This window comes from Nonomuraea sp. NPDC002799 (assembly GCF_053592075.1).
The window spans coordinates 1-8611 of record NZ_JBSFVA010000089.1 but is presented as its reverse complement, the minus strand read 5'-3'; the positions used below and the strand labels follow the sequence as shown (position 1 = coordinate 8611).

The 8611-nt window shown below is 62.8% G+C and carries 9 protein-coding genes, 1 tRNA gene and 1 pseudogene; 6 read left to right on the top strand and 5 right to left on the bottom strand.

Annotation, left to right across the window (positions count from 1 at the left end):
• The first annotated feature begins 193 nt into the window (after positions 1-193).
• Both ACWD0F_RS51230 and ACWD0F_RS51225 read left to right on the top strand, forming a co-directional pair.
• Positions 194-805: a hypothetical protein gene (locus tag ACWD0F_RS51230; RefSeq protein ID WP_449890318.1), complete on the top strand. Its 612-nt coding sequence runs from the start codon at positions 194-196 to the stop codon at positions 803-805.
• An 81-nt stretch (positions 806-886) separates the two neighbouring features.
• Positions 887-999, top strand: a tRNA-OTHER gene (locus ACWD0F_RS51225).
• A 156-nt stretch (positions 1000-1155) separates the two neighbouring features.
• Here the strand turns inward: ACWD0F_RS51225 and ACWD0F_RS51220 are convergent.
• Positions 1156-1428: pseudogene (locus tag ACWD0F_RS51220) on the bottom strand (site-specific integrase); the annotation flags it as partial.
• Between the two features lie 555 nt (positions 1429-1983).
• The gene (locus ACWD0F_RS51215; RefSeq protein WP_449890316.1) at positions 1984-2400 is read right to left on the bottom strand and encodes a hypothetical protein; all 417 of its coding nucleotides are present in this window, start codon (positions 2398-2400) and stop codon (positions 1984-1986) included.
• A 140-nt stretch (positions 2401-2540) separates the two neighbouring features.
• Between ACWD0F_RS51215 and ACWD0F_RS51210 the strand changes: the two genes are divergently transcribed.
• Together ACWD0F_RS51210 and ACWD0F_RS51205 are read left to right on the top strand one after the other, a co-directional pair.
• Positions 2541-2900 (top strand): type II toxin-antitoxin system RelE/ParE family toxin, encoded by a 360-nt coding sequence (locus ACWD0F_RS51210; RefSeq protein ID WP_449890314.1) that lies wholly within the window; start codon positions 2541-2543, stop codon positions 2898-2900.
• Positions 2897-3214, top strand: coding sequence for a helix-turn-helix domain-containing protein (locus tag ACWD0F_RS51205; protein ID WP_449890312.1), 318 nt, complete (start codon positions 2897-2899; stop codon positions 3212-3214). Before ACWD0F_RS51210 ends, ACWD0F_RS51205 begins: the two co-directional genes overlap by 4 nt.
• A 224-nt stretch (positions 3215-3438) precedes the next feature.
• Here ACWD0F_RS51205 and ACWD0F_RS51200 read toward each other — a convergent pair whose 3' ends face one another.
• A complete protein-coding gene (locus ACWD0F_RS51200) occupies positions 3439-3903 on the bottom strand; it encodes a tyrosine-type recombinase/integrase (RefSeq protein ID WP_449890310.1) in 465 nt (154 codons plus the stop codon).
• Positions 3900-4058, bottom strand: a complete 159-nt coding sequence (locus ACWD0F_RS51195) for a hypothetical protein (RefSeq protein WP_449890308.1) — start codon at positions 4056-4058, stop codon at positions 3900-3902. Before ACWD0F_RS51195 ends, ACWD0F_RS51200 begins: the two co-directional genes overlap by 4 nt.
• 470 nt (positions 4059-4528) lie before the next feature.
• On the opposite strand from ACWD0F_RS51195, the gene ACWD0F_RS51190 reads away from it, so the two are divergent.
• Positions 4529-5215 carry a hypothetical protein gene (locus ACWD0F_RS51190; protein ID WP_449890307.1) on the top strand — a complete coding sequence of 229 codons (687 nt, stop codon included), beginning with the start codon at positions 4529-4531 and terminating at the stop codon, positions 5213-5215.
• 1235 nt (positions 5216-6450) lie between these two features.
• Here ACWD0F_RS51190 and ACWD0F_RS51185 read toward each other — a convergent pair.
• Positions 6451-8160: an ISAzo13 family transposase gene (locus ACWD0F_RS51185; protein WP_449890305.1), complete on the bottom strand. Its 1710-nt coding sequence runs from the start codon at positions 8158-8160 to the stop codon at positions 6451-6453.
• A gap of 107 nt (positions 8161-8267) precedes the next feature.
• Between ACWD0F_RS51185 and ACWD0F_RS51180 the strand changes: the two genes are divergently transcribed.
• A complete protein-coding gene (locus ACWD0F_RS51180) occupies positions 8268-8561 on the top strand; it encodes a transposase (RefSeq protein ID WP_449890303.1) in 294 nt (97 codons plus the stop codon).
• Positions 8562-8611 lie beyond the last annotated feature (50 nt).

Sequence of the window (8611 nt, the reverse complement as noted above, 5' to 3'; positions counted from 1 at the left end):
AGATGCAGCCCTACGATCGCCACTGCATGGCTGGACGCCGTACGTGCTTGAGGGCGATCGACGATCCAGGGTTCGTTCCTCACCCTGGCTCACCGAGCAACGTGGCTGATCGCGGTTCGGCGGCGGACGGCACGCGGATGCGCAAAGATCCTTGAGCGTGGCCCATGGCGGTGTCAGCTGAGAGGAAACGTCCGTGATCGACTCAACTTACAGCAAGTGGTTTCGCCTGCAAACCCCGCTGGTCGTCGACTTGACGTGGTGTTCCGCCACCAAGATTGACGACGTCCTGGCTGCGTATGGCATCTCACCCGAGAGCACTCAGCCGGCACGCTTCAACGCAGACGACGTCGACATGCTCATCGGGCGCCTCGGCAATGGCACCGTCATCATGGACTACCGCGTCGATTCTGTCACCGAGGGTGCTCTTCCCATTCTGGCGCAGTATGGTCCCTGCCTGAGCGCTGTATGGATCGATGAAGCCCCAGCCTTGGTCTCTTATCGGACGGAAAGCGGCCTGGTGGTCAAGTTCGACATGCTGGATTGGGACTGGTATCCAGTTCCTGATCTCGCCAGCGTCGAGCAATGGATCGCCGCCAGCCCAGCGGGTCGGGAGACCTGGGAGAACAGTTGCGGTCTCGCCACGCTCATCACCGCCGAAGCGCTATGCCAGGCTGTGGTCGACGACGAATGGATGCGATCCGTACACACTGGCTTCACCTCACCGGATCCACTGGTGCAGGAGATGCCGTCAGGCTCACGCTCGCTCAGTTCGATCATCGAAAAATACGGTGACCGCGCACCGTAGGACAGAGGTCCGGCAGAACCGACCCCGTGACCACACACGTGATCGCCGTGCCATTAGCGTGCCATTAAGGGCGGTCAACACGGGTCAGTCACGGTTACTGGCGGACTGCCTGCCGCCCAGGTCAAGGCGGTTGTCCTCGGAGATCAGACCGATTTGCAAGCAGGAAGTCAGGAGTTCGAATCTCCTAGGCTCCACGCATACGAAAGCCCAGGCCAGGCGTCTGGGCTTTCGATCTTTCCGAGGGCTATTTCTGGTCCCGTGCCCGTTGCGTGCCCGATGGGGTCGTCGAGTGCGCCGCATGCTAGATCGTTGAGCTTCCGGGCCCTTGCCCGTGATCTGAATCAATGACGCTTAACCCGTACGGTTCCGGCGTCGAGGTCCCGCCGCTGGAGTCCGGTGATCTCGCCCCAGCGCAGGCTGGCGAACGTGCCCAGCAGGGCGAGAGCCCGGTACCGGTATTCGATGACGTCGACGATCCGATACACCTCGGAGACCGAGAGCACCGGACGCTCGGGAGACTGTTCCTGGCCGGCGACCTTGATCCGACACGGGTTGCGCTTGATAACCAGATCGTCCACCGCCGTGGTAAGAACGGCCTTGAGCAGCCGGTACGCCCTGGCGACTGTGACCTCGCTGACACCCTGGTCGAGCAGCTCTGGCGGGTAGCCGGCGCCGTCCAGGACGACCACGTTGTCAGGGATAGCGCCGACGAGTCCTCGTTGGCGTGATCGGGTCCGGGCTGCTTCCGCGGCGAGGGCCAGATCGCACGTACGTCACTTCTCCTTGCGCCGGTAGAGGGGAGTGGCTAGTTCGGCTTTGACTAGTTCCCCGATTGCCGAGTCGTGGTCGATAGCGACGACCGCCGAGAATCGGTGATCGTGTCAGGATGAGCCGCAGTCGTGGCCGGTGCTCAAGGTGTCGTTCCTCCGCAGGACTTACACGCGGTCTTGCCTGCCGCTACCGCCGAGCTCAGCTCCACGTCGACGATTTCTCGCAGATCGTAGCCTTGGGCCTGGCCGCCCTCTTGCCCGGATCGAAGCCCGATGCAATCGTCTGACGTGTGATAGCGGTCCCCTGCTCCAGTCACGTACACGCGGGTCATCGGTATCGTCCCCTTCTGAATTCGTCATGTCTGGCTCGGTAGGTTTCCCATGAGGCATTAGCGTGGCCAGTGGCCGTCACGGCACATGTAGGTGCGGCCGTTGGATGCGACGCCGACCGCTCCAGAGCTGCCGCAGATGCCAACCCGGGCACGTTTTGGCGACCGGCACAGGCTTCGGCTTGGTTGGACGAGTGCGCTTCGGTTGGCGCCGTCCTGTGCTGGGGTATCGGTCGTGGCGGTTGCCGGTCTTCATCACGCCTTCGCCATCTTTGTCATTCTCGTAGTGGTCTTCGATGCTGTCGTTGAGGTCGTCAACGGGTTCTGGCGTCAATGAGGTGGTGCGTGACGGGATGGGCGGTGGGCTGTAGGTGGCGGAGAGTGTCGGGTCATTGCTGACGGAGAGGGCGTTGCAGCCGGCTGCGATCAAGAAGACGGTTGCGAGGCAGCCGCAGCCTTTCGCTTGATCGCGCGCGGAGGACTTGGCGTTGGGCATCGGGTGTCCCCTCCGGCTTCGCGTGAATACGAACGGTATATAGGACGCTGCTTTGCGCTACTTAGTTGGCGGAAGTCCTCACAGGCTGATCTGCTGGTTCGAGGCTCAGCGGAGGTATACCGTTCGCTATACTCTTGCATGTGGCAGACGAGTGGGATGTCTACATCGTCGACGAGGTGCGCGAGTGGATCGGGCAACTCGACGACGCGACACATAGGCGTGTTGTGCAGGCGATCGACGCGCTTGCCGAAGGGGGGCCAGGTCTGGGACGGCCGCTGGTCGATACGATCACCGCCTCACATCTGCAGAACTTGAAGGAGCTTCGGCCGGGGACCGTGCGGATCTTGTTCGCCTTCGATCCGTGGCGGTCCAGCATCCTGCTGGTCGCGGGTGATAAGGCTGGACGGTGGAATGCCTGGTACAAGCAGGCCATCCCGCTCGCCGAGCAGCGCTACGAGATCTATATGAAGGAACGGCAGGCGGAGGAGGGCGGATCGTGACGGGTTATGTGCGTTGGAAGGACATTCGCGCTGAGCATGTCGAACGCGCCGGCGGTGAGGACGCGGTTGAGGCGGGCAAGCAGGAACTCCTCGCCAAGGTGCAAGGACACCGGCTTGCTGAGATCCGCCGTAGTCGAGGGCTGACCCAGCAGGCCATCGCACAGCGTATGGGGGTCACCAAGGGGCGCATTTCGCAAATCGAGCAAGGCAAGATCTCGGGTCAGGACGTGCTCGCCCGGTACGCCGTTGCTCTGGGAGGTCGGCTTCATCAGTCGATCTACTTCGACGACGGTGACATCGCTGCTATCGCCTGAGATGGCGGCGCCGGCACAGGTGCTGTGTACAGCAGCAGATACAGCAACGTCGGCTTACGTGATCACACGTCATCAGGCCGCATCTGCCGTCTGACCAGGTCGAGACCCTCCCCATATGGTGACCGGCTCCCGTTTGCAAGCAGGAAGTCAGGAGTTCGAATCTCCTAGGCTCCACGCATACAAAAGCCCAGGTCATTGGCCTGGGCTTTTGATCTTCCTAAGGGCTATTCAGGTCCTCGTGCCCGTTGCGTGCCCGATGGCTTGTCAAGTGCTCCGCGTGCGAGGCCGTCGAGCTTCTTCGCCACCTCGCGCTGACGTTCGTCGGTGGAGTGCTGGTAGATGATCGCGGCGCGCGTGCTGGCGTGCCCCATCCTCGTCATCAGGTCCCGGGTAGAGGCGCCCGCGTCGGCCGCCAGAGTGTTGCCCGTGTGTCGTAGATCGTGGAAATGGATCTTTGGCACGCTCGCGTCCCGGAGTGTCTTGGCCCAGACACGCCGGTTGAAGTTGGTGTTGCGGAGAGGTCCGTTGTCAGGGCCGGCGAAGACCAAGCCCTCTTCCCCGTCCTGGGTGAAGTCCCTCACGTGCGCCCGTAGCTTATCGATGATCAGGTCTGGAATCACCACGGTCCCCTTGCCCGCCGCCGACTTGGGAGGCGTGAAGATCAGGCCCTTGCCCGTGATCTGGATCAACTGGCGCTCGATCCGGACTCCAGGTCGAGGTCTCGCCGCTGGAGTCCAGTGATCTCGCCCCACCGCAGGCTGGCGAAGGTGCCCAGCAGCACCAACGCTCGATACCGGTGTTCGATGACATCCACGATCCGGTAGACCTGAACGACCGTGAGCACCGGACGTTCCGGTGACTGTTCCTGGCCGGCTCCCTTGATCCGACAGGGGTTGCGCTTTCGTAGGTGGCTGAGGTGGAAGCCTGATCATCCCGCCCACCATCGACCCGGGACAAGCCGAGCAGACCAGGGCCACGGGTACCAGATCGTTCGTCCGGTAGGGAGTTCCATCTGGTACCCGTGGCCCTGGCCCGCTTCCCCTCCGGGCGGTCGACGGCAGACGGGATGACCAGGCGGGCGAGGTGCGCGCGTCGCGCGAGAAACACCAGGTCGCGGGCTGATCGTCGTGCCATTAGCGTGCCATTAAGGGGGTAACCAGGGGTCAACCACGGTCACTCACGACCGGTCTCAGCCGAAAGTCAACGCCTCTTCGAGCCGGGATCCTTGCAATTCCCAAGCTGACAGTGCGGAATCGACTCCCATGGGGGTGGGACAACGGTGACAGGATGATCCGGCAAGGGAGGAGCACGCCGATGCGCAATCGGTTCCTGCTGGGAAAGCCGTTTTATCCATCGGGAGGGGAAGAGGCCCTTGTCAACGTGATCCATCGAGCCTTCATGGACATCCGGTGCATGGTCCGATATCGCAAGACGCTCTGGCTGGACAGTGATAACCCCGGAGCCGAGTCGACGGCCTACCTTCAGCGGATCCACATGCTGTCAGACCTCGGAGATCAACTGCCGTCATGTCTTGCAGCCATGATCCGTCGCCCTCGTTCCCGGAAGAACATCACGTGGAATCTGACCTACACGTGGAGAACCGCCGGCCCGGACAAGCGCCAGTGGCTGCGAGATGCATTCGCCGAAGTCGGCTACGACCATCATCATCTGTTCCCGGACCAAGGTGATCACGACAATTACGACGGGGCGACAAAGTTAGGGGGGAAAATCCGAACGGCCCGATCTGCCGCAGAGGCGGAGCTGACTGCCCTCGGGTACGACAAGGAGGCGTGGGAAGAGGACCGATGGCACACCCTGGAGGAGTTACCCGGTGGGGACGGCCCGCGTGCTCATGTGATCTTCACATTCACACCTCGCTCCCGGCTCGCGCGTTGGCGAGGGCGATCCCCGTTGACCCTGGCCGTGGATGTTGAGACGAACCGAGCAACGCTGGCGTCCAAAGATCTGGAACATAGACGGAATGATCTTGCTTGGTCCTGATCGGAAAGTTCACAGACCACAATTCAGGCCCCACGCGTTGAAATGAGCAGCGCTCCACTTTTAATCCGACGGTTGCAGGTTCGAGTATCGGACCTCGCGACCGTATCGATCTCGCGTCCGTGGGTCGGGCGATGTGACGTAGGCTGATCAGTAGGCATTGCTGGACTGAACTCGACTCCCGAGCTGATGACAATCTTCGTCGGACTTCTATGCATGGCCTTCCCTCACGTCTCGTACACCTACAAGCAGAACAGCGCACGGGACAAGAAGGGCAAGGTAATGAGTGATGGATGTACAAAGGACCTACGGGTCTCGATCGGTGGCCGGACGGCGGCTTCCCTCGTGACTGCGGCCTTGTTGTCCCCTCTGGGATGGTCGCAAGTCAGCGGGGGGTCGGGTTGAGCCGAGCAGCGCTCCGACATCCTGTTTGCGTGCCCGTTGCGTGCCCGATGGGGCGGGAAGCCAGGGGGAACAGCGGGGAGTCACAGGGAACGCAATAAGAGCGTTGAGCTGCGTCTTCGCAGGCCGATTTTGATCGTCGTACGTGTTTGCAAGCAGGAAGTCAGGAGTTCGAATCTCCCAGGCTCCACAGCAGAACAAAGGCCACTCCCCGTGATCGGGAAGTGGCCTTTGCGATCTTGTACGACTGCGAAGTACAGCTACGGCCTTCTCAGACGCGGGCGGCGCTCAGGTCGTGGACCTTGCCGGACAGGCACCCGAGACCCACAGGGATGGTTGGCTGGATGGGCGGAAGCGCGGCATGGCCATCTGATCATTCGTAGGTGCGGCGTACGTCCTTGACGTTCTCTACAAACGCTTCTATTCGCTGTTTGCCCACTTGCGCCACTCGGCCAGACCGCCCGCTTTGGCGTGGTGGCCAGGCAGTGCGACCCAGGGCAGCTCGGACATGCTGGCGAGCATACCCGCCGCTCGAACGCGCATTCGAGCCCGAAGGCTACGAGGCCGAGAGGTCGAAGTGGAAGCCGATGAGCAACAGCAGTAGGGCGAGCAATCGAATATGGATGACGCGCGGGTGCTCAAGCATCACGGCCGCAGCTGTGACCAGCTTTTGCATAGCTAGCTCAATGGCTTGTGCCAACTGCAGCGCACGAAGGCGCGTGTCTCGCAAATCGAGCGTGGCGAAGTCTCGTCAGTGGATGTAGTGGCCCGTTATGCGGATGAGGCGCCCAGGAGATTCCGGACAGTCGTCTACATAAGGAGCCGCCGGAAAATAACTAGCTGCTTTGATCTGGTTCGGTTGTGGTCTGGGCGAGGGTTAAGAGATCTGTGAGTGAGATCGATTGGGTATCGATGGACTTGATGCGCATGTGGTGCTGGCTCAGCAGGGGGCGGATCTCGTCGAGGGCGCGGTAGATCGTGCCGCGACTGGTGCCGATCAGGGCGGCGAGGGCCTTGACGCTCAGGCGTAATCGTAGGTGGAGCACGGTGATCAGGACGCGGCGAGCGAAGGGCAGCTGTGGAGGGCGGCCGGTGGGCAGGGCGGATCCGGTGCGGTCGTGGTATTGATGCTCTTTGGCCTGGTGGATGCCTTGTCGTAGGCCGTCCAGGGTGGTGGTCAGCTGGGTGAGGTCCGCGCGTGGCATGCCGGTGAGCATGGGGTGGGCCAGGAGATGCGGGTCGCATGGGTCCAGCCCGGCAGCAGATGTGCGGAGCGGCTTTGGGGTGGTTGGTTTTCGGCGGGGTGGCCGTTGGATGAGCGTGTGGGTTTCTGGATCTGATCGAGGCGCCAGCGTGTAGTTCCAGTCGCCGTGGAAGTGGTGTCGGGTGAGGGGCAGGGCGGCCAGGTCGGTGTCGCTGATGGTCACTCCGGTGAGGTAGGAGCCGGTGTCGAGTTCGGCGTGCACGCTCAGTCCGGTGTCGGTGGTGGTCGCGCTGATGGTGTTGACGACGACCTCGTGGCTGGTCAGCGGGCGACCTCGCCAGTTCAGCGTGATGTGGCAGAACAGCCGGTGCTCGATGGAGTTCCACTTGGAGGTGCCTGGTGGGAAGTGGCATACGGTGATCTCCAGGCCGGTCTCGGTGGCCAGGCTGGCGAGTTCGGCCTTCCAGGCGCGGATGCGGTAGCCGTTGGAACCACCCGCGTCCGCGGTGATCAGTAGCCGTTGCGCGGTGGGATAGGTGCTCTGGCCCATCGCCTGCCACCAGCGGCGGATCGCGGCCACCGCGAACGCGGCCGTGTCATGGTCGGTGCCCACGCTGACCCAGCCGGCATTGGCGGCCAGATCGTAAACGCCGTAGGGAATGGCTGAGCCCACCGCATCGGTGGGGAAATCGTGGACGTTGACCGGCGTCGGTGCACCCGCCGGCCGCCACTCGCGACCGGTGTTGGCGAACTCACCGATCAGTTCCTTCTTCTTGGTGTCGACGCTGATCACCGGATCCCTGCCGATCCGGTAGGACCGCGCCTGCTCGTTGATGTAGCGGAACTGGGCGTCACGATCGGGGTGCTGCTTGCCTTCGCGGATTCTGGCGTTGCCCTGCAGACTGAAATGCTCTGTTCGCAGCAGGTCAGCCACGGTGTCCGCGCTGATGCGATGCCCCTGACGGGTCAGTTCGGCCGCCAGATGGCGGGTCGACTTGGTCGTCCACCGTAACGGCGAGTCCGGATCTCCGCGCATGTCCGGCTCGACCAGCGCCAGCAACGCCGCACGTACCAGCGGTGCGGTCTGGGTGATCGGCTTTCGGCCCCCGCCTACGCGACGAACCCGACCCAGCACCGGCGCGCCGTCGGCAAGTTCATGTAAGCCTCGCGAGACCGTGCCCGCGTTCACCCCCGCAGCCCGGGCGACCGCCTCGATTCCCCCATGCCCGCGCGTCTGGGCTTCGGCCCCCATCAGTAACCGCCGCTGACGCTCGTCCAGATGAGGAAAGAGCAGCCGAAACTTCACCGCCAAGGTCGCCGAGCCATCTCGCCCATCGCCCATACCCCCACCATGACAGGCCCACCCCGACACACCAGCCTGCCGAGATCAAAGCAGCTAGTTATTTTCCGGCGGCTCCTAAGCTGACAGAAGTCTGGAGAGGTAGGTACGTGACGAGGCGTCGTAGGCAGTTCTCGCCGGAGTTCAAGGAAGAAGCCGTCCGCATGGTGCTGGAGGGTGAGCGGACGGTCGCGTCGGTGGCGCGGGAGTTCGACATCAACGCCAGCACCCTGGGCAGCTGGGTGAACCGGCATCGGATTGTGAGCGCTCAGGAGGAACCGCGGCCGGTCTCCGGGCCGGACCGGGCCAGGATCCGGGAGCTGGAGCGAGAGAACGCCGAGCTGCGCGAGAAGTTGATCTTCCTGAAAAAAGCGGCCGCCTTCTTCGCGGCAGAGACTCGATGACGCTCGCCAAGTACGAGCTCATCGACGCGGAGAAGGCCGACCACAGATCG

Excerpts from the sequence above, each read along its gene's own strand:
- ACWD0F_RS51190 (WP_449890307.1), top strand. The coding sequence starts at position 4,529 with ATGCGCAATCGGTTCCTGCTGGGAAAGCCGTTTTATCCATCGGGAGGG.
- ACWD0F_RS51185 (WP_449890305.1), bottom strand. The coding sequence starts at position 8,160 with ATGGGCGATGGGCGAGATGGCTCGGCGACCTTGGCGGTGAAGTTTCGG.
- ACWD0F_RS51215 (WP_449890316.1), bottom strand. The coding sequence starts at position 2,400 with ATGCCCAACGCCAAGTCCTCCGCGCGCGATCAAGCGAAAGGCTGCGGC.